We start from the raw sequence: 24,014 nt of genomic DNA, 5'->3' as shown, positions 1-24,014 counted from the left end.
TCATCGCACCGGGGGTGCGTAGATCAGCCCGCCCTTGCTCCAGAGGTTGTTGGAGCCGCGCGGCAGCTTCAGCACCGACTTGGGCCCGACGTTGCGCTCGAACACTTCGCCGTAGTTGCCCACGGCCTTGATGGCGCGGAACGACCACTCCTTGTCGAGGCCCAGCAGCTTGCCCAGGTCTTCACCGGTGCCGACCAGGCGCTGCTGCGCCGGGTCCTTGCTGTTGGCCTTGAGCTCGTCGGCGTTGGCCTGCGTGACGCCGGCTTCCTCGGCCTCGATGAGCGCGTTGGGCACCCACTTGGCAATGGCGAACCATTCGTCGTCACCACGGCGCACCAGCGGCGCCAGCGGTTCCTTGGAGATCAGCTCGGGCAGGATGAGGTAGTCGTCGGGGTTGGGCGCTTCCTTGTTGCGCAGGCCGGCGAGCGCCGAAGCGTCGGTCGTGAAGGCCTGGCAGCGGCCCGAGAAGAAGGCCTTGAACGAAGCCTCGAAACTCTCGAACACCACGGTCTTCACCGGGATGCCCTGCGCGCGGAAGTAGTCCGACACGTTCTTCTCGTTGGTGGTGCCCGACTGCGTGCAGATGGTCGCGTTCTTCAGCTGCTTGGCGCTCGTGACCTTGAGCTTCTTCGGCACCAGGAAGCCCTGGCCGTCGTAGTAGGTGATGGTGGTGAAGTTGAAGCCCAGCGACGCGTCGCGCGTGAGCGTCCAGGTGGTGTTGCGCGCGAGGATGTCGATTTCGCCGGCCTGCAGGGCCGAGAAGCGCTGCTGCGAATTGAGCGGCACGAAGTCGACCTTCTTGCCGTCGCCGAGCACGGCCGCGGCAATGGCGCGGCAGGTGTCCACGTCCAGGCCCGACCAGTTGCCCTGCGTGTCCGGCGCGGAGAACCCGGCCACCCCGTTGGTCACGCCGCACTTGACGGTGCCGCGTTGCTTGACGGCGTCGAGCGTCTTGCCGGCGAAGGCGGGTGCGGCGGCGGCCATCGCCACGATGGAGGCGGCCGCGAGCAGCGCCGGACGGATTCGTTTGTTCATTGGTGTTCTCCTCAACAGTAAGCAAAAGGCAGTGTACGGGCCGACGCCGGACTCTGCCAAAGAACTCCGGGTTGGATGCATATGCGCGCCAGCGGGCGCCAAAAGACTCGCTGAAAACGCCGAAGCTTCACTACCATACGGCCCTCTCAACACTTCCTCTGGAACCTACACAAAATGGTCAAATCCGACGACACCGGCAAGTTCATCCTGCGCGTTTCGCTTGGCGTCCTGATCCTGCTGCACGGCATCGCCAAGCTGCAAGGCGGCGTCGGCTTCATCTCGGGCATACTGGCCCAGCATGGGCTGCCGGGCGCGCTGGCCTACCTGGTCTACATCGGAGAAGTGGTGGCGCCCGTGCTGCTGATCATCGGCCTCTACACCCGGCCGGCCGCGTGGATCGTGGCGATCAACATGCTGGTGGCCTTCGCGCTGGTCCACATGAAGGACCTGACCTCGCTCGGCAAGCAAGGCGGCTGGGCGCTGGAACTGCAAGGCATGTTCCTGTTCGCGGCCCTGGCCCTCGCATTCATGGGCGGCGGGCGTTTCGCGCTCAGCAGCAAGTACAACTGAGGCAACTGACGTAGCTCAATCGTCGTCGGCCGCATCGAGGCCCGGGAACAGGACCTCGGTGTAGCCGAAGCGCGAAAAATCGCGCACCCGCATCGGGTAGAGCTTGCCGAACAGGTGGTCGACTTCGTGCTGCACCACGCGCGCATGAAAGCCGGTGGCCACGCGGTCGATCGGGTCGCCGTACAGGTCGAACCCGGTGTAGCGGATGTTGGCGAAGCGCGGCACCACGCCGCGCAGGCCCGGCACCGACAGGCAGCCCTCCCAACCCTCTTCTTCCTCGTCGCCCAGCGGCGTGATGACGGGGTTGAGCAGCACGGTGCGGGGCACCGGCGGTGCATCGGGGTAGCGGGGGTTGACGACATCGGTGCCGAAGATGACCAGTTGCTGGTCGACGCCGATCTGCGGCGCCGCCAGCCCCGCACCGTTGACGGCATGCATGGTCTCGAACATGTCGCGCACCAGCAGGTGCAGTTCGTCGGTGTCGAAGGCGGTGACCGGCTGCGCAATGCGCAGCAGCCGGGGGTCGCCCATCTTGAGGATTTCGTGGATGGCCATGGCGGAATTATCGCGACAGCCTCACGCCCTTGTCTTCCTCTTGCCGAATCGGATCGGGCCGGTTCACGTCGGCCCGAACTGGATCACGGAGGGGTCTGGCCCTGCGAGTCCGGCGAGGTCATCAGCCGGGCAGCACCACGCGGCGGCTGCGGAATGGAGCCCGGCCCGCCACCGGCACCCGGACGAACCGGCGCCACGCCGACGTTCGGACGTCCACCGCCCCAGCCGTTGCCCGGCGGTCGCACGGCCGGCGTACCCGGTCGCACCGCCGGATACCCCGGACGGCCGTAGTAGGGCCGGCCGCCATCGTAGTAAGGACGACGGTCACGCTGGTAGTAGCCGCCGCCGTTGATGTACACAGGCGCTGGCGCCACGTAGACCGGCGCCGGCTCGCTGTAGTACGGCCCGGAGGAGTAGCCCCCGGTTGCATAGCCACCGCCCCCGTAGTACGGGTCGCCAGGAACACCCACGCAGCCGCTCAGCAGCGCAACGCCGCCGAGTGCAACGCACGCACCGAGAATTCGAATTTTTTGCATGAGGGACTCTCCTTGTGGCCTTCGATTAACTTTCAACGTCAGGTTGTAGACCCTGTTGACTGCGCTGCGATGAAGTGGCGTAACGGCCGGTAAAGAGAGCCTGCCGCTACCTCATGGTGCCGGGACGCCGTTGGCAAGAATTTCCAGCATACGCGCCTCATCGATGATCTCCACGCCGTTGTCGCGTGCCTTGTCGAGCTTGCTGCCGGCCTCTTCGCCGGCCACGAGATAGTGGGTTTTCTTGCTGACCGAGCCGGACACCTTCGCACCCGCCGCCTCCAATTTATCCTTCGCCTCGTCGCGGCTCAGCGTAGGAAGGGTACCGGTGATCACGAAGGTCAGGCCCGCCAACGGCTTGGGCGCGCGGGCGGCGGGCTCGCCCTCCTCCCAGCTCAGGCCGCAGGCGCGCAGCTGCTCCACCACTTCGCGGTTGTGCGGCTGGTCGAAGAAGGTGCGCAGGCTTTGCGCCACCACCGGGCCCACGTCGTTCACCTCGAGCAGATGCTCTTCGGTGGCGTCCATGATCGCGTCGAGCTTGCCGAAGTGCTTGGCCAGGTCCTTCGCGGTGGTCTCGCCCACATGGCGGATGCCCAGGCCGAACAGGAAGCGCGGCAGCGTGGTCTTCTTCGACGCCTCGAGCGCGTCGACCAGGTTCTTGGCCGATTTCTCGGCCATGCGGTCGAGCCCGGCCAGCGTGACGAAGCCCAGCTTGTACAGGTCGGGCAAGGTGCGGATCAGGTTGGCGTCGACCAGTTGCTCGACCAGCTTGTCGCCCAGGCCGTCGACATCGACCGCGCGCCGCGCCGCGAAATGCAGGATCGCTTCCTTGCGCTGCGCCGCGCAGAACAGGCCGCCGGTGCAGCGGTAGTCGACCTCGCCCTCTTCGCGCACGGCCTCCGAATCGCACACGGGGCACTTGTGCGGCATGGTGAACTGCGCGCCGCGCTCGCCCTCGGGCTTGGCGAGGCTTTCGGGCACCACGCCGACCACCTCGGGAATCACGTCGCCGGCGCGGCGCACGATGACGGTGTCGCCCACGCGCACGTCCTTGCGGCGCGCCTCGTCCTCGTTGTGCAGGGTGGCGTTGGTCACCGTGACGCCGCCGACGAACACCGGCGCCAGCTTGGCCACCGGCGTGAGCTTGCCGGTGCGCCCGACCTGGATCTCGATGCCCAGCACCTCGGTCAGCTGCTCCTGCGCGGGGTACTTGTGGGCCACGGCCCAGCGCGGTTCGCGCGAGACGAAGCCCAGCTGGCGTTGCAGCTCGATGCTGTCGACCTTGTAGACCACGCCGTCGATGTCGTAAGGCAGCGCATCGCGCTGGCGGCCGATGTTCTCGTGAAAGGCGATCAGCTCGATGGCGCCCGTGGCACGCGCCGTTTGCGCCGCCACCGGAAAGCCCCATTCGCCGAACTGCTTGAGCCAGTCGAACTGCGTCGGGTGCTCCGGCCCGCCTTCGGCCGCCGGCGTGACCTCGCCGAGCCCATAGGCGAAGAAGCTCAGGGGCCGTGCCGCGGCAATGGCCGGGTCCAGCTGGCGCACCGCGCCGGCGGCCGCATTGCGCGGATTGACGAACACTTTCTCGTTCTTCTGGCCGGCCGCGATCTTCTCTCGCTGGCGCTCGTTGAGCGCGTCGAAGTCGGCGCGCTTCATGTAGACCTCGCCGCGCACCTCGACCACCGGCGGCGCCTTGCCGTTCAGGCGCAGCGGAATCTCGCGCACGGTGCGGATGTTCTGCGTGACCTCCTCGCCCACCTCGCCGTCGCCGCGCGTGGCCGCCTGTACCAGCACGCCGTGCTCGTAGCGCAGGTTCATGGCCAGGCCGTCGAACTTCAGCTCGCACACGTAAGCCACCTGCGGCCCGTCTTCGGCAAGGCCCAGCTCCTTGCGCACGCGCGCATCGAAGGCGCTGGCGCCGCCGGGCGTGATGTCGGTCTCGGTGCGAATCGACAGCATCGGCACCTTGTGGCGCACCTTGGTGAAGCCGTCGAGCACCTTGCCGCCCACGCGCTGGGTCGGCGAATCGGCCGTGCGCAGTTCGGGGAACTCGGTCTCGATGGCCTGCAGGCGCTGGAACAGCTTGTCGTACTCGGCGTCGGGCAGCTCGGGCGTGTCGAGCACGTAGTAGAGATGGGCGTGCCGGTGAAGCTGTTCGCTCAGTGCGGCGGCTTCGCGTGCCGCTTCGTCGCGCGTGGTCATGGGGTGTCTCCCGAAGAAACGGAGTTAGCTGAAGAGGCGCCGTGCCAGCGGCGAGCCCGCCGCCAGGTCGCGCGCATCGAGCGTGTCGTACAGCTGCTCGAGGTCGTTGCCGATCACGTCCATGGTCTCGTCGCGCAGCAACTGGCCGTCGCTGTCGGTCACCACGCCGTCCATCTCGCGCGCGAGCGTGGCGGCGGCTTCGCGCATGCGGCGGAAAGGCTCCTCGCCGCGGTCGACCTGGGGCACGTCCAGGCTCAGGCTCAGTTCGCGGATGGCCGATTGCGCCGGGTCGTCGGCCAGCGCGGCCTGGGTGTCGAAGGCCAGCCCGAGGATGGGCGGCAGCCCGGCCTCGCTGGTGGGCAGCACCATGCGGCCCGGAATGATGCCGGCCACGAAGCCCAGCCGCGCCGCGTTCTGCTGCACGTAGCCCGGGCTCCAGGCCGCGTGCAGCGCGCGCAGCACGAAGCCCAGTTGCGCGTCGTGCGCGCTGGCGAACTGGTCGAGCTCGCGGGCGCGGGCCACCTCGTCGAGCATCTCGGGGAATTCGGGCGCGCCGTTGACGGCGTCGGCAAAGGCCTGCGCCTTGACCACGAACTCGGAATACTCGATTTCGTTGAGCGCCCCCGTGCGGTTGGCCAGCTGCACGCCGACCTGGAATGCGCTGTAGCGCTGGCCGGCCACGGGCGGCTCCCATTGGCCGTTGTGTTCGTTCAGGCCCTCGATGGCCACCGGCTTGCTGCCCGCGCGCCGGGTCGGCGGCATGGCGGCGATGGCGGCGTCGCCCGACGCCAGGCCGTCGAGCGACACCGGCGCGATCACGTCGATGAGCGGGTCGAGCCCGCCGCGGCGTTCGCCCGTGGGCACCGGCACACCGCTGGGCGCGGGCAGGTCGGGGTCGAACAGCGGCTCGTGGCGGTCGTTGCTGGAGACCTGGTTCGGGTCCACGTGCAGCACCGGCTCCGAGCCGTCGCCGCCGCCGGACATGGCGCGCTCGGCTTCGTCGAGCGCGATGTCGACCGCGTCGGGCTGGCGCGGCGCGTTGCGGCGCGACATCATGGTTTCGTAGCCCACGACGGCCGCGAGAACGAGGCCACCGAGGATGGCCAGGGCGAGGGTGAGGTTGCTCATGATGGCCGCCCGTTCAAGCGGCTTCGACCATCGAGACCGCCGACTCCATGTCGACCGCGACGATGCGCGACACGCCCTGCTCCTGCATCGTCACGCCGATCAGTTGCTCGGCCATTTCCATGGCGATCTTGTTGTGGCTGATGAAGAGGAACTGGGTTTCGCGGCTCATGGCGGTCACGAGTTTGGCATAGCGCTCGGTGTTGGCGTCGTCCAGCGGAGCGTCCACTTCGTCCAGCAGGCAGAAAGGCGCCGGGTTGAGCTGGAAGATGGCGAACACGAGCGCGATGGCCGTCAGCGCCTTCTCGCCGCCCGACAGCAGGTGGATGGTCTGGTTCTTCTTGCCCGGGGGCTGTGCCATCACCTGCACGCCGGAGTCGAGGATTTCGTCGCCCGTCATCATCAGCTTGGCGTTGCCGCCGCCGAACAGCTCGGGGAACATGCGGCTGAAGTGCTCGTTGACGATCTTGAAGGTGCCGCCCAGCAGGTCGCGCGTCTCGGCGTCGATCTTGCGAATGGCGTCTTCGAGCGTGCCGATGGCTTCGTTCAGGTCGGCCGACTGCGCGTCGAGGAAGGTCTTGCGCTCGCTGGCGATGGCCAGTTCGTCGAGCGCGGCCAGGTTCACCGCGCCCAGCGCCACCACTTCGCGGTTGAGGCGGTCGATTTCGCTCTGCAGGCCGGTGAGCTTGACCTTGTCGGTCTCGATCGAGCGCTCGACCGCTTCCAGGTCGGCGCCGGCATCGTCCAGCAGCTGCTGGTATTGCTCCACGCCCAGGCGCGCGGCCTGTTCCTTCAGCTGGAACTCGGTGATGCGCTGGCGCAGCGGATCGAGCTCGCGCTCGAGCTGCAGGCGGCGCTCGTCGCTGGCGCGCAGCTTGAGCGTGAGGTCGTCGTACTGGCTGCGGGCCGCGCCCAGCGCGGCTTCGCGTTCGAGCTTGAGCGACAACGCGTCCTGCAGGCCGGCCTGCGCGGCGGCGTCGGACAGCCGGCCCAGCTCGGCGCGGGCGCGCTCGTCTTCGTCGGTGAGCGACACCACCTGCTGCGCGGCGGTTTCGATGGAACGGTTCAGCTCGGCGCGGCGGGCTTCGAGCGTGCGCTGCGAGAACGTCGCTTCCTGCGCCTGGCGCTCCAGGCTGCGGTGCTGCTCGCGGCTGGCATTCAACGCGCGGCCGGCCTCGATGACGCGCTCGTCGAGTTCCGCATGGCGCTCCTGGCTGTCGGCCAGCTGCATGTCGAGTTCTTCGAAACGGCCTTCGGCGGCCATGCGCCGCTCCTGCAGTTCCTCGAGCTGCGCATCGACCTCGCCGAGGTCGTTGGCCAGTTGCTCGCTGCGCGCGCGGGTCTGCTCGGCGAGCTGCGTCATGCGCAGCGTCTCGACCTGCAGCGTGTGCGCGCGCGACTGGGTTTCCGCGGCTTCGCGCCGGGCGGTCACCAGGCGCGAAGCGGCATCGCCATAGGCGGCTTCGGCGCGGACTAGCGCGGTGCGGGCTTCTTCGTTGATGAGCGTCTGGGCGCGCAGCTGGCGCTCCAGGTTTTCCATTTCCTGCTGGCGGGCCAGCAGGCCGGCCTGTTCGGAATCGGGCGCGTAGAAGTTGACGCTGTGCGCGGACACGGCGTGGCCGCTCTGCACGTAGATGACTTCGCCGGGCTGCAGCGTGGCGCGCTGGGCCAGCGCTTCCTCGAAGCTCGCGGCCGTGTAGCAGCCGTGCAGCCAGTCGGTCAGCAAGGCTTGCTGGCCGGCGTCGTTCAGGCGCAGCAGGCTCGACAGGCGCGGCAGCGTGGCCGGGCCTTGCGCGGCGCCGGCGGCCGGCGGGCTGTAGAACGACAGCTTGGCGGGCGGCGCGTCGTTGCCGAAGGCGCGCACCATCTCCAGGCGGCTGACTTCGAGCGCGCCCAGGCGCTCGCGCAACGCGGATTCGAGCGCGCTTTCCCAGCCCTGCTCGATGTGGATGCGGCTCCACAGCCCCTGCAGGCCGTCGAGCCCGTGCTTGGCGAGCCAGGGGGCCAGCTTGCCGTCGGTCTTGACCTTTTCCTGCAGCGCGCGCAGCGCCTCCAGGCGGGCCGAGAACTCGGCGTGGCGGGCGCCTTCGGTGTTGACGGCCTGTTGCTTCGCCCGGCGGTCGTCGTCGAGCTGCGGCACGGCTTCCTGCAGCTCCTGCAGGCGCCCGTCGGCTTCGCTGGCGGCCTCTTGCGCGGCGGCGTGCTGCTCCTGCATGTCGAGCAGGCGGGCCTCGTCGGGCGCGGCCAGCGCGTTGCGGTCGGCGCGCAGGCGCTCGCTGCGCTGCGTGAGCTGGCGGCTTTGTTCCTCGATGTTGCGCTGGTCGGCCGCCAGCACCTGGATCTGCTGCTGCACCTGCGACACGGTGGTGCGCTGGGCGTTGGCCTGGTCCTGGGCGCGCTGCACGGCTTCCTCGAGCTCGGGCATGCGCGCGTCGTGTTCCTCGAGCTGCGCGGCCAGCAGGATGGCCTGCTCTTCGGCGTCCACGCCGGCACCGGCCAGCGTCTCGATCTCGGCCTCGGCCTCTTCGCGGCGGCGGCCCCACTGGCCCATCTGCTCGCGCAACTGCACCAGGCGCTGTTCGACGCGCTGGCGGCCTTCGACCACGAAGCGGATCTCGCCTTCGAGCCGGCCGACCTCGGCGCTGGCCTCGTAGAGCTTGCCCTGCGCCTGGTTGACGGTGTCGCCCGCGCCGTAGTGGGCCTGGCGCACGGTTTCGAGCTCGGCCTCGATGTGGCGCAGGTCGGCCGTGCGCGACTCGAGGTCGTTGATGGCCTTCTCGGAATCGGTCTTGATCTTCGCCTGGTCGGCGTTGCTTTCGCTGCGCTTCAGGAACCACAGCTGGTGCTGCTTCTTCGTGGCGTCGCCCTGCAGCGTGTTGTAGCGCGCGGCCACCTCGGCCTGCTTCTCGAGCTTCTCGAGGTTGGCGTTGAGCTCGCGAAGAATGTCCTCGACCCGCGTGAGGTTCTCGCGCGTGTCGCCCAGGCGGTTCTCGGTTTCGCGGCGGCGCTCCTTGTACTTGGAGACGCCCGCGGCTTCTTCGAGGAACAGGCGAAGCTCTTCGGGCTTGGACTCGATGATCCGGCTGATCGTGCCCTGGCCGATGATGGCGTAGGCGCGCGGGCCCAGGCCGGTGCCGAGGAACACGTCCTGCACGTCGCGGCGGCGCACCGGCTGGTTGTTGATGTAGTAGCTGCTGGTGCCGTCGCGCGTGAGCACGCGGCGCACCGCGATTTCGCTGAACTGGTTCCACTGGCCGCCGGCGCGGTGGTCGGCGTTGTCGAACACCAGCTCCACGCTCGAGCGGCTGGCCTGCTTGCGCGTGGTCGTGCCGTTGAAGATCACGTCCTGCATCGACTCGCCGCGCAGCTCCGAGGCGCGCGACTCGCCGAGCACCCAGCGAACCGCATCCATGATGTTCGACTTGCCGCAACCGTTGGGCCCCACCACGCCGACCAGTTGGCCCGGCAGCAGGAAGTTGGTGGGTTCGGCGAACGACTTGAAGCCCGAGAGCTTGATGGAATTAAGACGCACGACTTGTCGGCCTGGCTTGGCTGTAGCGCCAAGGTATTGATTTGTAAGGAAAATTGCACGGGCCTGCAGCTTGCAGCAGGCCGCCGCCCCAGCCGTGGATGATAACGTCAGGGCATGAGCGATTCCCTGGTTTCACCCCCGAGCGCAAGTCGGCGCCACGTGCCCGCAATCCCCACGATCCTCATTGGCACGGTGGCCACTGCGGCCGCCCTGCTCGGCCTCGCGGGCTGCTCGTCGGTGCGCGACACCGAGCGCGCCGAACCCTACGTCAACCACGAATGGCTGCAGTCCGGCGCCAACCGCATCGCCAACCTCTCGCTGCGCGACAACCTGCAGTCGGTGCGGCGGGTGCAGAGCACGCTGTACAAGCGCAACCCGCGCGAATGGCGCAAGTCGGCCGCCAGCATGGACGAAGCCACCCAGCGCGCCTGGGACGCCGTGCTCAAGGGCCCGCCGCTGCCCGAACTCAAGGGCGCCACCGGCATCGACGCGATCCGCCTGGCCTTCGACACCGGCCAGCAGGGCTCGCAGCCCTACCAGGGCGACCGCGTGGCGGCGCTGGTGTACGGATGGGCCACCATGCTCAAGCAGGCCAACGGCGACACCTGGGACCAGACCATGGTCGACGGCGTGAACGCCGAGAACAGCTTCCGGGCGGCGCGCAATTTCGAGATCTCGCTGTGGCTCATCTCGTCCAAGACCGGCGCCGACGGCCAGCCGCTGCTGCTGGCCACCGAAATCAGCGACCGCGGGCGCAACCTCGTGGCCGACCGCGAGCTGTCGAAGGTGGTGGCGCGGCTCGACCTGCTGGCCGCCCAGGCCGACGAGAAGTACCGCCGGGCCGCGCTGGACTTCGGGCAGAACTGGGTCATGGGCGTGGTCATGCCTTTCTTCACGCTGGTGCCGAAATAGGCCGCTCATAGACCGTTCATGGACCGCTCGCGGGCATACGCCTTGCTGTGGTTTCACGCCCCTAGAATGAACCGGCCCTCCCCCATCCTGTCACCCCCTCAACCCACTCGAGGCAGCAGCAACTCATGAGCTCCATCAATTTCATCGGCGGCGAAAAAGGCGGTGTCGGCAAGTCGGTCACGGCACGCGTTCTGGCACAGTACTTCATCGACCACAGCCGGCCGTTCGTGGGCTTCGACACCGACCGCTCGCACAGCTCCTTCACCCGCTTCTACGAAGGCTTCGCCTCGCCCGTGGTGGTCGACAGCTTCGAAGGCCTGGACACCGTGGTCAACGGCTTCGAGACCAACCCGCAGCAAAGCGTGATCGTCGACCTGGCCGCGCAAACGCTGGCGCCGCTGTCGCGCTGGATCAAGGAGTCGGACCTGTTCGACGTGTTCGCCGAGATCGGCGTCACGGTCAATTTCTGGCACGTGCTGGACGACGGCAAGGACTCGACCGACCTGCTCGGCTCGCTCATCGACACCTTCGGCAACCGGCCCAACTACATCGTGGTGCAGAACTACGGGCGCGGCAGCGACTTCGGCATGCTGCTGGCCTCGCAGTCGCTCTCGAAGGCGACCGCCAACGGCGCCCGGGTCATCGCCCTGCCCCGCCTGCACGACGCGAGCATGCGCAAGATCGATGCGCAGAACACCAGTTTCTGGAAGGCCGTGAACGACCGCGAAGGCGTGCACGCGCTGGGGCTGCTGGAGCGCCAGCGCGTGAAGTCGTGGCTGGCGACGGCTTACGCGGCGTTCGATACGTTGCCGCTTTGAGTTTTAGAGGGCGGCGCGCCGTTAGACGCCGTCGGCCCTCACCCCGACCCTCTCCCCCATGGGGAGAGGGAGCAAGTCAGATCATGCCGCCGTTGATGGAAATGACCTGCCCGGTGATGTACGCCGCGTCGTCGCTGGCCAGGAACGCCGCCAGCGCCGCCACTTCCTGCGGCGTGCCCGCCCGCTTCACCGGCACCATCTGGTTGATGACCGCCGGGTCGAACACCGCGTCGGCCATCGGCGAGGCGATGATGCCCGGCGCAATCGCATTCACCGTCACCCCGCGCGAAGCCACCTCGAGCGACAGCGCCTTGGTCGCGCTGTTCAAGGCGCCCTTGGCGGCCGCGTAGTTCACCTGCCCGCGGTTGCCCGCGATGGCAGCCACCGACGAAATGTTCAGGATGCGCCCCCAGCGCGTGCGCATCATCGGCAGCAGCAAGGGCTGCGTGACGCGGAAGAAGCCGTTGAGCGACACGTCGATCACCTTGTGCCACTGCTCGGCGCGCATGCCCGGCAGCACGGCGTCGTCGTGCACGCCCGCGTTGTTGACCAGCACCTGCACCGGCCCCGCTTCGAGAATGCGCGCGCACGCGGCCGCGCAGGCCTCGTCGCTGCGCAGGTCGAACACATGGCATTCCGCCTTGCCGCCCGCTGCGGTGATCGTCGCGGCGAGCGCTTCGACCGACTCGGGTCGCGAGTTGGCGTGCAGCAGCACCGTGGCGCCATCGCGCGCCAGCCGCTCGGCCATGGCGGCGCCCAGTGCGCCGCTCGCGCCGGTGATCAGCGCGCGTTTTCCTTCGAGACTCATGGCGATGGGGTGCTTTCTGTGGCCAGGGGCGTGTTGAGAACGACCACGGCGCGGCCTTCGGCCAGCATGCGGCCGTCGTCGGCCGCCACCGTGAACGCATAAAGAACCTGGCGGTCGTCGCCCGACAGGCGCGTGGCGCGCACCTGCAGCGCACCGGGCACGTCGTCCAGCCGCGCCACCGCCAGCTTGACGTTGCGCGCGCTGGCCAGGAAGCCGGCCGAGGGCGTGCTGCCCTCCGCCGCCAGCAGGCCGCCGTGCAGCGCCATGGCCTGCGCCGCGTACTCGATGGCATTGGGCGCGAGCAAGCCGCTTTCGGTGCGCAGCGGGTTGTCGGCGTGCGCATGCGTGCCGGTGCTGCAGTGGATGGTGTCGGCGTCCCAGCTTTCGAGCCGCTCCAGCAGGCACATGCTGCCGCTGTGCGGAATGCGCTGCGCGATGCCCGCGCGGTCCAGCGTTTGCGGCGCGGTCATGCGGCGGGTTCCAGGTCGGCCACCAGCAGCACGTTGGCAAAGGGCGTGCCCTTGCTCATCGGAATGTCCTGCACGCGAAAGCCCATGCGCTGCAGCAGCGCCGTCCATTCGGCCAGCGGACGGCCCCAGGTCGGCGAGACCTTGTGGCCGCGGATGCGCGTCACCGTGCGATCGACCCACTGGCTGATGGCAAAGCCGCGGCGGCTCGACGCATCGCCCACGCGCAGCAGCAGCCGCGCCTGCGGGTTGCCGCCACGCTGCAGCGCATCGCGCACGCGCTGGAGCACGCCTTGCTGGGCTTCGAGGTCGACGTAGTGCAGCACGTCGAGGATCACGACCAGGTCGCACGCCGGCAACGCGGCCGAGCACATGTCGGCGCACAGCAGCTGCGGCGCGGGCTGCAGGTGGCCGATGGACGCTTCGGCGCGCGCCACGTCCTTGGGCATCAGCTCGATGCCGGTGTAGTCGGCGGCGGCGGGCGTCACCGGCCAGGTCGACGGCCAGCGGCCGCGTTTCTGCATGGCGCTCATCGAGGCGAGCAGGCTCGCGAAGAGCCCCTGGCCGCAACCGATGTCGACCACGCGCCGGTGCTGCGCACCGATCAGGCCGCGTTCGAGCAGGCCGCGAAACACGGGGTCGCGCCCGAGCTTGCCGCGTGCGAAGCGCCAGGCGAAGGTGCCGCCCTTCTTGTAGGGCACCGTGGCGGCCTCGTGCAGTTCGCGCCAGGCCTTGTCGGTGGGCGACGCGGCGGGCGCCGCGAGCATGGCCGTCGTCATGGCTTCATTCCTTCGGGCAGGGTCACGGCGCGCAGTCCATCGGCGCGCAGGCGTTCGAGCAACAAGGGCAATACCTCCAGCAAAACGGGTTGTCCCGCGGCGGTGCGCGCGGCGTTGCCGTCGTGCAGCAACAGGATGTCGCGGGCCTGCAGGTCGCGGGCCAGGCGCGCCATCACCTTGGCGGCGTCGCCTTCGCGCGTGTCGAAGCCGCGGCGCGTCCAGCTCACCAGCGAGAGGCCGAGCCGGTGCAGCACGGGTTCGAGAAACGGGTTGCGCAGGCCGGCCGGCGCGCGGAAACAGGTCGGGCGCTGGCCGGTGACGTCGCTCACGATGTCCTGCGCCCGTGCGATCTCGGCGGCGAACCCGCGCGGGCCCAGGAATGAAAAATTGTGCCGGTGCCGCGCCGTGTGGTTCTGGATGCTGTGGCCCCGCGCCACGATCTCGCGCGCCAGTTCGGGGTGCGCCAGCACGCGCTCGGCGATGCAGAAGAAGGTGGCGCGCTGGCCGTGCGCGTCCAGCAGGTCGAGCACGCGCGGTGTCACCTCGGGCTCGGGGCCGTCGTCGATGGTGATCGCCACTTCGCGCCGCGCCGCGGCCGCCTCGGGCAGCCGCGTGACGTTGGGGCCGAGCAGGCTGCTGCGCGGCGTGAGGCCGGCGCCGGTGATCAGCGCGTGGTTCAGCACGATGGCGCCCACGGCCCAGGGCAGCGCGCCCGGCACCAGCACGCCCGCGCCGATGGCCGCCACATGCCACGCCGCGCTGGCCCGGATGGCCGTGGGCCAGGGCCAGGATTCGCGCGATTCGGCGGGCGTCGGGGCGTGTGCGGAAGACATGGGCGCGGATTTTCCCATCAGCCTTGCACGCCGGGCGACTTCGCAGGCGGCGCCTTCACGGCGGGCCCCACGCTGCGCGCGAACGCCGCCGACAGCAACAGCGCCAGCAAGGCCCCCGGCGCCACCACCCGGCCGATGGACGAGAGCGCCGGAATGTCCGAGATGGCGATCAGCCCGAACGACACCACGGTCGTCAGGTTGGCCAGCATCAGCGAGGCCAGCGTGTCTTCGTCGGCGCGCCCGGTGGTGCGCAGCTGGTCGAAGAACAGCGCGTAGTTGGAGCCCACTGCCACGATCAGCAGCAGCCCCACCAGGTGCAGGATGCCCAGCGCCGACTGCATCACGGCCATGCCGCCCAGCGTGAGCACCACCGCGAACAGCAGCGGCTGGCACACGGCCAACAGCCGGCGCCACGAGCGCAGGTACACGCCCAGCAGCACCACCACCGCCAGCGCGCCCAGCAGCACCTGCACGAAGGCCTCGTGCAGGTAGCGCTGGTACAGGCCCGCCAGTTCGCGGCCCACGTCGACCACCTGCACCTCGGGCAGGCCGGCCAGCGCGGTTTCGAGCCGACCCTGGTCGAAGGTGCTGCCGGGGTGCAGCACCACCAGCGTGCCCCAGCCGCCGCTCGGGCGCTCGTACATAAGTGTGTTCACCACCGAGGCCAGCGGGCCGCTCGACAGGTCGGCGCGCTGCACCGGCAGCAGCTTGCGCGCCGCATCGACGTCGGCCAGGAACGGGCCGAGGCGCGACGCCGGCAGCGGCATGCCCTTGGTGGCCTCGGCCAGGTTGGCGCGCAGCAGCTCGTCGCTGGGTAGGCTGGCGATGCGCGCCGTTTGCGTTTCCACGCTCGGCAGCACGCGGGTGACGGTTTCATAGCCCAGCAACTCGCCCTTGTCGACCAGCGCGTCGAGCCGCGCGGCGGCGGCCTCGGTGTGGCGAAGCGCGGCCTGCTCGTCGTCGCCGTAGGCCACCACCAGCACGCCGCCGTCGCTCGCCCCGATGTCGTTGCGCAGCATTTCGTCGAGCTGCTGCGCCGACTTGGGCACCGGGCTCATGGCGCCCAGGTCGGCGCGCCACAGGTGACCGCCCTGCCACAGCACCAGCGCCAGCGCCGCCACGCCCAGCGCGGCCAGCGGCCAGCGCAGGCGCGGCAGGCCGCGCACCAGCGCGCCGGCCAGTTGCGCCATGTACCTGCGCATGCCCATGCCGGTAGCGCCGTCGGGCGCCAGCATCGGCAGCACATAGCGCGTGGCCAGCGCGGCGGACACCAGCCCCGCGATGGAGAACACCCCCAGCTGCGCCAGCCCCGGAAAGCCCGAGAACACCAGCGCCGCGAAGCCGCACACCGAGGTCAGCAGGCCCAGCCGCACGGTGGGCCAGTTCAGGTCGCGCCAGCGCCGCCAGCCGGTGCCGGCCACCGCCGCGCCCCGCGCCTGGATGAGGTAGTAGATGGCGTAGTCGACCGTTTCCCCGATCAGCGTGCTGCCGAAGCCCAGCGTGAGCCCGTGCACCGAGCCGAACACCAGGCTCACGCTCGCGGTGCCGATCACCACGCCCGTGGCCACCGGCAGGAAGGCGATGACCAGCGCGCGCGGCGAGGCAAAAGCCAGCAGCAGCAGCCCGCCCATCACGATGCCGCCCACCACGGCGAGGTGGATGGCCTCGGTCTTGATCTTGTCGCGGCTCATCACCGAGAACACCGGCGGTCCGCTGAGCAGCAGCTTGGGCGCCGAGGCGCCCATGTCGCGCGTGGCCGCCTCGAAGGCGGAGTGCACGCGCGCAATGGCAATGGCCTGCGCGTCGAGGTCGCTGCCGGCGGCGCGCGTGGTCGAGATCATGAGCGCGCGCGGTGCGCTGCGCGACATCCACACTCCGTCTTCGCTGCGCGGGGCGCTGGCGGGCACCAGCTCCATGGCGATGCGCTGGGTTTCACCGGTCGGGTCGCGGTCGAGCAAGGGTTTGATCGCGTTGCCGGCGGGCGTGCCGAGCGCCGACAGCGTGTCGTTGATGGCGTCGCGCAACCCCTCGGCGGTGAACTGGCCGGGCGTGACGCCGGGCGACAGCTGGTAGCGGTGCTGCAACACCCAGGCGCCCGCCTCGCTCCAGTCGCTCACGTCGCCGTTCTGCACCAGGTCGAACAGCTTGCTCTCGCGCATGTCCTTGCCCACCGCGCGCGACACGGCGGCGCGCTGCTCCACGGTGCCGCCCTCGATGCCCAGCATGAGCGTGCGCGAGGCGACGCCGCTTTGCAGCTGTTCGATGAGCACGCGCTGGCGCACGTCGGGGCTCTTGGGCAGGAAGGCCGACAGGTCGGCGCCGATCTGCGTGCGCGCGATGACCACCACGCCGCACACCAGCACCAGCAGCCATGCCAGCAGCACGACCGCCCGGCGCGACCAGCTCGGCGGGCCGTCGGTCTGCGCGGCGGTCACGGGGTGGTGCGTCCGGGGGCGCCGGACGGGGCGGTGTTCGCCGGCGTGGCGGGGGCCGTGGGGGTGGTGGCTCCGGCCCCGGGCGTGATGTTCATCGACGAGCGGTCGCCTCCGACGAACTCCATGTCCAGCCCCAGCACGTCGCTCGCGCGGCCGCTGATGCGCATGCTGCGCACCTGCGCGGCGAGCCGGCTGTCCATGGGCACGAGGTCGAGCGTCCACTTGGCGGCCGAGCCGGTCACCGTGCTCTTGAAGTAGCGCTGCAGCGTGGCGCCGTCGCCGGTGAGCGTGCCGCGCATGGCTTCGACCAGGCCCAGCAGCTCGGGCATGCTGTCCAGCGCCAGCGTGCGGTTGCGGCCGCCGCGCGACAGCGTCAGCGTGTTGCCCTCGACCGCCATGGTCTCGATGCGCGGCGACAGCGTGCGGCGCACCAGCTTGTCGGGCGCGTCGAAGCTGAGCGTGCCGCTGGCGTCCAGCGGGCCTTCGAGGCCGTGCACGAAGCGCTGCTCGGTGAAGCGGGCCTCGCCGCTTTTCTGCTTGGCCAGCAGCGTCATCAGCTCCGGCAGGTCGAAGGCCGCCCAGGCTGGCGCGGCGCCCAGCGCCGACACCAGGGCCAGCGCCACCGCGAAGGCCTTGCAAAGCCGATCAAGCCGCATCTTCGAGCCAGAAATCATGAAAGTTGAACCAGTTGTAGGGGTAGGCGCGGCAGATGGTTTCAAGGCGCGCGACATAGGCTTCGACCGCGGCGCGGATGCGGCGTTCCCGCTCCGCGGCGTCGGTGACGCGCTCGCCGAAGTCGGCCAGCAGGTCGAACTGAATATCGTAGCGCGCGCCCCCGCGGTACAGGCCGGCCATGAAGAACACCTTGCGGCGCAGCAGCGCGGCCAGCCTGAACGGCCCGTCGTTGAAGGCGGCAGGCTGCCCGAGAAACGGCAGCACGATGCTGTTGCCGCGCTGCGAGGCGGGCTGGTCTTCGCTGCCCGGCAGCGTGCGGTCGGCCAGCATGCCGCCCAGGCCGCCGCCGTCGAGCCAGTCGCGCAGCGCCAGCATGGAGTGCGGCCGGCCCAGCGCGATCACGTGCGGGCGCAGTTCGGGCAGCGCGATGGCGTTGAGGATGGCGGTGATGCGTTGCGCGTTGTCCGGAAACATCAGCATCGCCAGCCGCAGGTGGTGCTGGTGGGTCTGCTGCTTGCAGGCGCCCAGCACCTCGAAGCTGCCGACGTGCGCGCCGAGCATGAAGGCACCCCGCCCGGCGACGGCCTCGGCTTCGAGCGGCTCGTTGCCTTGCACGCTCAGCTCGAACAGGTCCATGCGCCCGCGCAGGAAGTACACGCGGTCGAGCACCGTGGAGGCAAAGGCGTGGATCAGCCGAAAACCGTCGAGCCAGCCCGCGTGCGGGCCGATGGCCCGGAACAGGTAGCGCTTGATGTGCCGGCGCTGCGTGGGCGCGAACAGCAGGAAGTAGAGCGCGATCGGCGGCAGCAACAGCCGCGTGACGTGGCGCCCGCACACCAGCGCCATGAACACGATGAAGCGCAGCGCCAGCATGTTGCTGCGCTCGGGCGCGCGCGCCCAGTCGCCGCCATCGACCTTGTCGGCTGCGCCCTGCCCCACGCGCGCGCGGGCCGCCTCGTTGACGGCGTGCGCCTCTACATCCGTGTGCTTCATCACACGGACTCTTGCACGGCGGTCCAGCGGCCGGTGACAGCCACCACGCCGTTGCAGCGCACGTCGAAGCGCACGCCGCGACCGGCGCCGGCCTCCGGGTGCAGCTCGATCGACAGCGTGCTGCCGGGCCGCACAGGCGAAAGAAACTTGGCCGCGGCCAGCGTGGGGTTGGCCCCCAGCCGCGCCGTGAGCGCCGGCACGCGGCGAATGGCCTCCATCACCTCGGCCAGCACCAGCGCGCCCGGCAGCAGCGGCTGGCCCGGGAAATGACCGGCGAAAACCGGGTGGTCGGCCGGCACGGCGTAAGCCATCTGCACCGGGGTGTCATCTTCGGCGAGCTGGGCCAGCGCGAACTCGCGCAGCGCCCGCACGGTGAGCTTGCCCGTGCCTTCGCGCGGAAACGACTTGACCTGCACCACGCGCCGGGGCACGAACACGGCCTCCAGCCGCTGGCGCAGCGCCGCGATGATCTCGCCCGCGGACAGCGTCGGCGCCACCACGAAGGCCACTGGGCGCACCACGCCGTCGGCCACTTCGTCGGGCAGCCAGAACGCGCCGTCGTCCACGCCGGCGATGCTGTTCAGGTGAAAGTTCAGGTGCGCCAGCGAGCTGCGCCGCCCGGCGACGTGAATCAGGTCGTTGGCGCGGCCGAAAAGCCTGAAGCGGCGCTCGTCGAGCAGCTCGAGCACGTCGGCCATGGGCGTGGGCTCGGGCATGAAGTCGCCGGAGAAGATGAAGCGCTCGGGGCCGCCGTTGTCAGCGGGCTCGGCATGCACGGTGATTTCGCCGAAGGTTTCCCAGATCTCGCTGTCGGTGGTGCGGCGGGTGGCCACCTGCCCCGACTCGGTGCTGCCGTAGATTTCGAGCAGCACGGCGCCCATGGCCTGCTCGGCCTGCAGCGCGAGCTGCGGCGATAGCGGCGCGGTCGCCGAAAGAATGAGGTCGACCGGCGGCAGCGCGATGCCCGAGAGCAGCAGCGTCTTCAGGTGGAACGGCGTGGTCACCAGCGCGCGCGGGCGCGGCACCGAGGCCAGCGTTTGCGCCACGTCGGCCGGGAAGAAGGGCCGGCCGCTTTCGAACGCGGCGCCGCCCAGCATGGCCAGCAGCGCCGACGATTCGAGCCCGTAGCTGTGCTGCACCGGCACCGTGGCCACCAGCGTCACGCCCTCGAGCGTGGGCCGGTCGAGCACGCGGCACAGCCGCTTCACGGCCACCTGCACGTCGCCCACCAGGGTGCGCCAGCTCTTGGCGTGCGGTTGCGGCACGCCGGTGGAGCCGGAGGTGAGCAGGCTCACCGCATGCATGGCGCCATCCACGCGCGGCACCCCGCCGCCGTCGTTGCCTTCGGGGCTGGAGCGGTCTTCGATCAGCACGCGGTGCATGCCAGGCGTCTGCAGCTTGGCGTCGTCGGCCAGCGCGAAAAGCGTCGGGCCGCCGGATTCGAGCAGCCGCGCCAGCGTGTCGGGCCGCGCGTCGGGCGGCAGCAGGCTGGCATGGCCGCGCACCAGCGCGGCGCACAGGCTCACGGCGAAGGCGTAGCGGTCGCCGCACACGTTCACGGCCGGGCCCTGGTCGGGCAGCGTGGGGGCGAAGCGGGCCACGTCGGCCAGGAACTGGCGCGCGCTGACGGGCACGCCGGCGCGCCAAGCCAGGGGGGCGTCGAGGTCGCGGTCCGCGAGCAGCGGCAGCAGGTCGCTGCCGGTGTGGTCTGAAGTGTCTGTCGTCACGCGGGCAGCGCCTGTGTCATTGGCCGCCGGCGCTGGAGTCCACCGACGATGTGCCGTAGAACGCGCGCACGGCATCGACCAGCCGGGTGCGTTCGAATTCGGGATGCAGCCGGTAGCGCACCAGGTGCTCGCCCACGAACAGCAGGCCCACCATCACGGGGCACAGCAGGTTCGCGAACAGCGACCAGTCGGCGAACGGCCGGGTGAAATACAGCACGACCGACAACGCCACCACCAGCGCGAAGAAGCCGGTCCAGATGCGTGTCAGCTGCGTGGTGTACGCCAGCATGTGCCCCTTGAGCGGGTGCACCCGCTGGGCGAACTGGGTGATCAGCGGCAGGCCCCGGCCGCGCAGCGTGGAGCCGAACCAGCCGCACAGCACGCTGTTGATGGCCACGTGCTGCAGCACGTACAGGCGGTTGGGGTCGCCGGCTTCACCGAGGAACACGAGCGAGAAACCGCCCACGCCCAGCGCGGCCGCGGCCACGAAGCCCCATCGGCCGAACCAGCTGGCGGCAAAGCCCATGGCGGCGAGCCAGAGCGGGCCCAGCAGCACCACCACCGCCCAGGGGGCCGTGGGGTGGAACAGCGTCATCCAGTGCGAGAGGCCGGCATAAGCCACCCCTGCCACCAGCAGGAGTGCTATTCGCCATCGAGACATGACGCTCAGGAAGCGACGCGATGCTCGGCGACGTGGGTCGCGAGCGTGCGCAGCGACTGGAAGATCTGCTGGTTGCGTTCGTCGTCCGAACGCAGCTGGAAGCCGTAGCGCCGCGAGACTTCGAGCGCCACTTCGAGGATGTCGATCGAGTCGAGTCCCAGGCCTTCGCCGTACAGCGGGTCGGTGGGAACGATGTCCTCGGGCGCGACCTCGAGGTTCAGCGCATTCACGAGCAGCACGGCCAGCTCTTTTTCAATGGGCGACTGTTCGGAGGCGTCGCCAGTGGCGGGAATGGGGGGCTGAGCAGTCGATGACAAAAAAACCTCCTGAAACTTTTTCCGGAACTACCGTGCGGCCGTGGATTATAGGAGTGCCGCTTGATTAGACTGCCCGTTTCGATACGACCCGGAGCACCCTTATGGCCGACCCTCTTCTGATCGCACGGCACGAGAGCATCGAGTGTGCACTTCTTCCCGGCCTGGCCAACCGCCACGGCCTCATCACCGGCGCCACCGGCACCGGAAAAACCGTCACCCTGCAGACCATGGCCGAGAAGCTTTCGAGCATCGGCGTGCCGGTGTTCATGGCCGACGTCAAGGGCGACCTCACCGGCATCAGCCAGAAGGGCGCCACCAGCGCCAAGCTGGCCGCCACGCTGAAGGAACGCGGCATCGACGTGCCCGAGCCCTCGGCCTGCCCCGTCACCCTGTGGGACGTGTTCGGCGAACAGGGCCACCCGGTGCGGGCCACCATTTCCGACATGGGCCCGCTGCTGCTGGGCCGCATGCTCGACGTGAACGAAACCCAGGCCGGCGTGCTGAACCTGGTGTTCAAGATCGCCGATGACAACGGCCTGCTGCTGCTCGACCTGAAAGACCTGCGCGCCATGCTGCAGTACGTGGGCGAGAACAGCAGCCAGTTCACCACGCAGTACGGCAACATCAGCGCGGCCAGCGTGGGTGCCATCCAGCGCGGGCTGCTGCAGATCGAGACCCAGGGCGGCGAGAAATTCTTCGGCGAGCCGATGCTCAACATCGCCGACTTCATGCAGACCGTGGGCGGCAAGGGTGTCATCAACATCCTGGCGGCCGACAAGCTCATGAATTCGCCGCGGCTGTACGCCACCTTCCTGCTGTGGATGCTGTCGGAGCTGTTCGAGCAGCTGCCCGAAATCGGCGACCCCGAGCAGCCCGTGCTCGCCTTCTTCTTCGACGAGGCCCACCTGCTGTTCAACGAGGCGCCCAAGGCACTGGTGGAGCGCATCGAGCTGGTGGTGCGCCTGGTGCGCTCCAAGGGCGTGGGCGTGTATTTCGTTACGCAGAACCCGCTGGACATCCCCGATTCGGTGCTCGCCCAGCTCGGCAACCGCGTGCAGCACGCGCTGCGCGCCTTCACCCCGCGCGACCAGAAGGCCGTGAAGGCCGCGGCCAGCACCATGCGCCAGAAGCCGGGGCTGGACATCGAGACCGCCATCACCGAACTCGCCGTGGGCGAGGCGCTGGTGAGCTTCCTGGACGACAAGGGCCGCCCCAGCGTGACCGAGCGCGTGTTCGTGCTGCCGCCGGGCAGCCAGCTCGGCCCCATCACGCCCGACCAGCGCAAGGCGTTGATCGCGGGCTCGCTGGTTGCAGGCGTCTACGAGAAAACGGTCGACCGCGAGTCGGCCTACGAAAAGCTCAAGGGCCGCGCCGACAGCGCGCCCGGCGCGCCGAACGCGCCGAACGCCCCGGCCACCCTGCCCGGCGACAAGCCCGCGGCGGAATCGTCGGGCTCCGGCATGGGCGGCATGCTGAACGACATGCTGTTCGGCACCACCGGCCCACGCGGCGCCAAGCACGACGGCCTGGTGCAGACCATGGCCAAGTCGGCGGTGCGCACCATGGGCACGTCGGTGGGCAAGGAGATCTTGCGCGGCGTGCTGGGCGGGATCTTCGGCAGCAAGAAGCGCTGAGCCAGGGGCGCTGGGGGCCGGCCTACCAGCGCAGCAACCGCGGACCGAGCAAGGCCCCCACCAGCACAGGCACCGCGATGCCGCTCACGTACCACACCGCCAGAAACGGCGCCGTGAGCTCCATGCAGTGCAGCGCATAGACCGAAGCCCCCACGCCGCCGGCCAGCGCACCCGCCGCCGCACCCGCCAGCGCCGGCCGCGTGGGCGCCAGCCCCTTCAGCGCCACCAGGGTGGCGACGAACACAGGCAGCGCCATCAGCGAGATGCTCGCCGCGCAGATGCGCCACGACTGCCCCATCAGCGAGGGCATGCGGTCTTCCATCGGCACGGTGAACCACGCAACCACCGCCAGCGCCCAGATAACCAGCACCGGCAGCGCCGCCCCCAGCCACGCATGGCGGGCCTCGACGCCGGGCCGCGCCAGCCGCTGCACCGCCACGTAGCCGGCCGCGGCAATGCACAACGGGAACAGCACCTTGACCCAGAACATCGGCCAGAACATGGCCTGCACGATGTCGCGCCGCATGCCGTATTCAATGAACAGGATCAGCAAGGACACGGGCACGCCCGCCAGCAAGGCCATGCGCAGGCGCCGGCTCGCGGCGCGGCGCGGCACCGCCACGTTGCCGGTGGCGAGCATCGCGACCAGGTCGTCGGTCTTCATGCCGCACCTCCCCAGCTGTGGCCGAAGCGCGCCGCCAAGGCCTTCAGGCCCCGGTGGATGCCCACCTTCACCGCCGATTCCGACATGCCCGTGAGGCTCGCCGTCTCGGCCACCGACAGCCCTTCGATCTTCACGTGCACGATCGGCAGCCGCTGGCGTTCCGGCAAGGTGTCGAGCAGGCCGCCCAGGTCGCGCTTCGCGTCGCTGGCTTCCTCGGCCGAGGCGGCGAACACCGCCAGGTCGTCGTCCAGCGGGTCATGCAGGTCTTCGCGGACCGACTTGGCGCGCAGCAGGTCGATCATCTTGTAGCGCGCAATGGCGTGCACCCAGGCCGTCAGGGGCTGGTCGCTCTGGTAGGTGTGGCGCTGGTTGTGCATGGCGAGCAGGCATTCCTGGACGAGGTCTTCCACTTCATCGGGCCAGCCAAAAAGGCGCTTGCCCAGAAAGGCGCGCAGGTGCGCGCTGAGTTGCTGCAGGAAGTCGCGGTAGGCCTTGGCATCGCCGTCGAGGCCGCGAAGGAACAGGCCGCGCAGCGCCGCTTCCGCGTCGCTGGGGTTCGTCCTGCTGCCCATCCTGCTGCTTATGGTGTTTCGTGCCATCCGGTGGGCCGGTTACAGCCTCGTCGAAAAAAGTCCTGCCGGATTGTGCCGCGCGCGCGGCATCGACCGGTCCGCGGACGCGGCGTTGTCCGTCCCGGCGCGGCTTGCAAGCCGTGCGGGCGGTCGGTACATTGTGTTTT

At 69.5% G+C, this 24,014-nt stretch carries 22 protein-coding genes; 4 read left to right on the top strand and 18 right to left on the bottom strand.

From position 1 onward, the window contains the following. Positions 1–1,035, bottom strand: a complete 1,035-nt coding sequence (locus QTI51_RS07590) for an amino acid ABC transporter substrate-binding protein (RefSeq protein WP_116909011.1) — start codon at positions 1,033–1,035, stop codon at positions 1–3. Between the two features lie 174 nt (positions 1,036–1,209). Between QTI51_RS07590 and QTI51_RS07585 the strand changes: the two genes are divergently transcribed. Beyond that, positions 1,210–1,605 carry a DoxX family protein gene (locus QTI51_RS07585; protein WP_116909010.1) on the top strand — a complete coding sequence of 132 codons (396 nt, stop codon included), beginning with the start codon at positions 1,210–1,212 and terminating at the stop codon, positions 1,603–1,605. A gap of 15 nt (positions 1,606–1,620) precedes the next feature. On the opposite strand, the gene def is transcribed toward QTI51_RS07585, so the two are convergent. The 5 genes from def to smc form a co-directional block, all read right to left on the bottom strand. Beyond that, positions 1,621–2,160, bottom strand: coding sequence for a peptide deformylase (def, locus tag QTI51_RS07580; RefSeq protein ID WP_116909009.1), 540 nt, complete (start codon positions 2,158–2,160; stop codon positions 1,621–1,623). Positions 2,161–2,243: 83 nt separating this feature from the next. Further along, positions 2,244–2,696 (bottom strand): hypothetical protein, encoded by a 453-nt coding sequence (locus QTI51_RS07575; protein WP_116909008.1) that lies wholly within the window; start codon positions 2,694–2,696, stop codon positions 2,244–2,246. A gap of 111 nt (positions 2,697–2,807) precedes the next feature. Next, on the bottom strand, positions 2,808–4,895 hold the full coding sequence (gene ligA / locus QTI51_RS07570) for an NAD-dependent DNA ligase LigA (RefSeq protein WP_116909007.1): 2,088 nt from the start codon (positions 4,893–4,895) through the stop codon (positions 2,808–2,810). A 24-nt stretch (positions 4,896–4,919) separates the two neighbouring features. Next, a complete protein-coding gene (locus QTI51_RS07565; RefSeq protein ID WP_116909006.1) occupies positions 4,920–6,023 on the bottom strand; it encodes a cell division protein ZipA C-terminal FtsZ-binding domain-containing protein in 1,104 nt (367 codons plus the stop codon). Between the two features lie 13 nt (positions 6,024–6,036). Then, entirely contained in the window at positions 6,037–9,552 is a 3,516-nt protein-coding gene (gene smc / locus QTI51_RS07560; protein ID WP_116909005.1) for a chromosome segregation protein SMC, read from the bottom strand. 159 nt (positions 9,553–9,711) lie between these two features. On the opposite strand from smc, the gene QTI51_RS07555 reads away from it, so the two are divergent. Together QTI51_RS07555 and QTI51_RS07550 are read left to right on the top strand one after the other, a co-directional pair. Then, positions 9,712–10,464 carry a hypothetical protein gene (locus QTI51_RS07555; protein ID WP_286512131.1) on the top strand — a complete coding sequence of 251 codons (753 nt, stop codon included), beginning with the start codon at positions 9,712–9,714 and terminating at the stop codon, positions 10,462–10,464. Positions 10,465–10,589: 125 nt separating this feature from the next. After that, positions 10,590–11,282, top strand: coding sequence for a P-loop NTPase family protein (locus QTI51_RS07550; protein ID WP_116909003.1), 693 nt, complete (start codon positions 10,590–10,592; stop codon positions 11,280–11,282). Positions 11,283–11,358: 76 nt separating this feature from the next. On the opposite strand, the gene fabG is transcribed toward QTI51_RS07550, so the two are convergent. The 10 genes from fabG to QTI51_RS07500 are packed head-to-tail and all read right to left on the bottom strand — an operon-like array spanning position 11,359 to position 20,977. Next, on the bottom strand, positions 11,359–12,090 hold the full coding sequence (fabG, locus tag QTI51_RS07545; RefSeq protein WP_116909002.1) for a 3-oxoacyl-ACP reductase FabG: 732 nt from the start codon (positions 12,088–12,090) through the stop codon (positions 11,359–11,361). Further along, entirely contained in the window at positions 12,087–12,560 is a 474-nt protein-coding gene (locus QTI51_RS07540) for a hotdog family protein (RefSeq protein ID WP_116909001.1), read from the bottom strand. The genes fabG and QTI51_RS07540 overlap by 4 nt, the downstream gene beginning before the upstream one ends. Beyond that, a complete protein-coding gene (locus QTI51_RS07535; RefSeq protein WP_116909000.1) occupies positions 12,557–13,336 on the bottom strand; it encodes a class I SAM-dependent methyltransferase in 780 nt (259 codons plus the stop codon). The genes QTI51_RS07540 and QTI51_RS07535 overlap by 4 nt, the downstream gene beginning before the upstream one ends. Next, positions 13,333–14,187 (bottom strand): polysaccharide deacetylase family protein, encoded by an 855-nt coding sequence (locus tag QTI51_RS07530; protein ID WP_116908999.1) that lies wholly within the window; start codon positions 14,185–14,187, stop codon positions 13,333–13,335. The genes QTI51_RS07535 and QTI51_RS07530 overlap by 4 nt, the downstream gene beginning before the upstream one ends. Beyond that, positions 14,187–16,604 carry an MMPL family transporter gene (locus QTI51_RS07525; protein ID WP_116908998.1) on the bottom strand — a complete coding sequence of 806 codons (2,418 nt, stop codon included), beginning with the start codon at positions 16,602–16,604 and terminating at the stop codon, positions 14,187–14,189. The genes QTI51_RS07530 and QTI51_RS07525 overlap by 1 nt, the downstream gene beginning before the upstream one ends. Further along, on the bottom strand, positions 16,601–17,278 hold the full coding sequence (locus tag QTI51_RS07520; RefSeq protein ID WP_116908997.1) for a LolA-related protein: 678 nt from the start codon (positions 17,276–17,278) through the stop codon (positions 16,601–16,603). The genes QTI51_RS07525 and QTI51_RS07520 overlap by 4 nt, the downstream gene beginning before the upstream one ends. After that, positions 17,250–18,272, bottom strand: a complete 1,023-nt coding sequence (locus tag QTI51_RS07515) for a lysophospholipid acyltransferase family protein (protein WP_116908996.1) — start codon at positions 18,270–18,272, stop codon at positions 17,250–17,252. Before QTI51_RS07515 ends, QTI51_RS07520 begins: the two co-directional genes overlap by 29 nt. Next, complete coding sequence (locus tag QTI51_RS07510) at positions 18,272–19,999, bottom strand: ApeI family dehydratase (RefSeq protein WP_286512138.1); 1,728 nt, start codon at positions 19,997–19,999, stop codon at positions 18,272–18,274. The genes QTI51_RS07515 and QTI51_RS07510 overlap by 1 nt, the downstream gene beginning before the upstream one ends. Before the next feature lie 16 nt (positions 20,000–20,015). Beyond that, positions 20,016–20,660, bottom strand: coding sequence for a COG4648 family protein (locus tag QTI51_RS07505; protein WP_116908995.1), 645 nt, complete (start codon positions 20,658–20,660; stop codon positions 20,016–20,018). Between the two features lie 5 nt (positions 20,661–20,665). Further along, complete coding sequence (locus QTI51_RS07500) at positions 20,666–20,977, bottom strand: phosphopantetheine-binding protein (protein ID WP_116908994.1); 312 nt, start codon at positions 20,975–20,977, stop codon at positions 20,666–20,668. A 101-nt stretch (positions 20,978–21,078) separates the two neighbouring features. Here QTI51_RS07500 and QTI51_RS07495 point away from each other — a divergent pair, with 101 nt between their 5' ends. Further along, positions 21,079–22,611, top strand: coding sequence for a helicase HerA-like domain-containing protein (locus tag QTI51_RS07495; RefSeq protein WP_116908993.1), 1,533 nt, complete (start codon positions 21,079–21,081; stop codon positions 22,609–22,611). A gap of 22 nt (positions 22,612–22,633) precedes the next feature. Here QTI51_RS07495 and QTI51_RS07490 read toward each other — a convergent pair whose 3' ends face one another. Beyond that, positions 22,634–23,275, bottom strand: a complete 642-nt coding sequence (locus QTI51_RS07490; RefSeq protein WP_116908992.1) for a DUF1109 domain-containing protein — start codon at positions 23,273–23,275, stop codon at positions 22,634–22,636. After that, on the bottom strand, positions 23,272–23,847 hold the full coding sequence (locus tag QTI51_RS07485; protein ID WP_116909113.1) for a sigma-70 family RNA polymerase sigma factor: 576 nt from the start codon (positions 23,845–23,847) through the stop codon (positions 23,272–23,274). Before QTI51_RS07485 ends, QTI51_RS07490 begins: the two co-directional genes overlap by 4 nt. Positions 23,848–24,014: the final 167 nt, after the last annotated feature.

Source organism: Variovorax sp. J22G73 (assembly GCF_030317035.1).
GTDB lineage: Bacteria > Pseudomonadota > Gammaproteobacteria > Burkholderiales > Burkholderiaceae_C > Variovorax.
The sequence above is the reverse complement of the archived record's forward strand: the minus strand, read 5'-3'. Positions and strand labels throughout refer to the sequence as shown.